Here is a 1,682-nt window from a genome sequence, read left to right on the forward strand (position 1 = left end):
GCAATTTCCGCCCTTTTCTGCCATGACGGCAACCATGCCAGCCTGCGCCATCCGTCGCCCCGGCCGTTCCTTCGCGACGGCCGCTTCGGGGAGGTGTTTCCGACGCGGGTGTGGCGTCAACTTCGTGAACTTCCGCGCCCACGACACCGCCGCGACTCGACCGGGCGTCGCATGACGCTCCCCATCCACGCGGTCCTGCCGGACCTGCTCGCGGCCTTGCGCGACGATCCCAACGCCGTCCTCGTCGCGCCGCCGGGCGCGGGCAAGACCACCGCGGTCGCGCCCGCGCTCCTCGACCAGCCGTGGTGCAGCGGCGAGATAATCGTCACCAGCCCCCGCCGCCTCGCCGCGCGCGCCGCGGCGGAGCGGATGGCACAGGAAGCGGGCGAGCCCGTCGGCCGCACCTTCGGCTACGCCACCCGCCTCGACAGCAAGCGTTCCGCCGCGACGCGCGTGACGGTCGTGACCGAGGGTATCCTGCTCGCGCGGTTGCAGCACGATCCCGAACTTCCCGGCGTGTCCGCCATCCTGTTCGACGAGGTCCACGAACGCAGCCTCGACGGCGATTTCGCGCTGGCGCTGGCGCTCGACGCGCAGGGCGGCCTGCGCCCCGACCTCCGCCTGCTCGCGATGTCCGCCACCCTCGACGGCGCGCGCTTCGCCGCGTTGATGGGCGGCGTGCCGGTCATCGAAAGCCGGGGCCGCAGCCACCCCCTCGACCTCCGCCACGTCGGCCGCGCGGCGGAGGCGCGGATCGAGGCGGAAGTGGCGGCGACGATCCGCCGCGCACTGTCGGAGACGGAGGGCGGCATCCTCGCCTTCCTCCCCGGCGTCGCGGAGATCGAGCGGACGTACGACGCGCTGGGCGAGCCGCCCGGCACGCGCGTCCACCGCCTCCACGGCAGCCTCGACCCCGCCGCGCAGCGCGCCGCGATCCGTGCCGAGCCCGACGGCGCGCGCAAGATCGTGCTGGCGACCAGCATCGCGGAAACCAGCCTGACGCTCGACGGCGTGCGCGTCGTGGTCGATTCGGGCCTCGCCCGCCGCCCGCGCTACGATCGCGCCGCGGGCATGACCCGCCTCGTCACCGAACGCGCGAGCCAGGCCGCGGCGACGCAGCGCGGGGGCCGCGCCGCGCGGCAGGCAGCCGGTGTCGCCTATCGCCTGTGGGAGGCCGCCGCGACCGCGGGGATGCCCCGCTTCGACCCGCCGCAGGTGCTGGAGGCGGACCTGTCCGACCTCGTGCTGGCAGCCGCGATCTGGGGCCTCGCCGACCCGCGTGCGCTGCGCTGGATCGATCCCCCGCCGGAGGCCGCGGTGGCGGAGGCGCGCGCGCGCCTGCTGGCGCTGGGCGCGCTCGACGCCGATGGCCGCCCCACCGCGCACGGCCGCGCCGTCGCGCGCCTGCCGATGCCGCCGCGCCTCGCGCACATGCTCCTCGCCGCGCCCGACCCGCGGCTGGCGGCGGAGGTGGCGGTATTGTTGCAGGAGCGCGGGCTGGGCGGCGTCGACGCCGATCTGGAACTGCGCCTGCGCCGCTGGCGGGGGGATCGCTCGCCCAAGGCGCAGGCGGCGCGGGGATTGGTGGAACGGTGGGCGCGAGCGGTGAAGAGCCCTCTCCCCTCCGGGGAGAGGGTTGGGAGAGGGGTCGAAGTCTCACCGAGAGAAGCGCCTGTGGCGGG

Annotated in this window: 1 pseudogene; it reads left to right on the plus strand. The window is 75.6% G+C overall.

From position 1 onward, the window contains the following. Nucleotides 1–171: 171 nt before the first annotated feature. A pseudogene (hrpB, locus tag ASG29_RS10920) lies at nucleotides 172–1,682 on the plus strand (ATP-dependent helicase HrpB); the annotation flags it as partial.

Origin of the sequence: Sphingomonas sp. Leaf412, assembly GCF_001425405.1 — a bacterium.
Lineage (GTDB): Bacteria > Pseudomonadota > Alphaproteobacteria > Sphingomonadales > Sphingomonadaceae > Sphingomonas.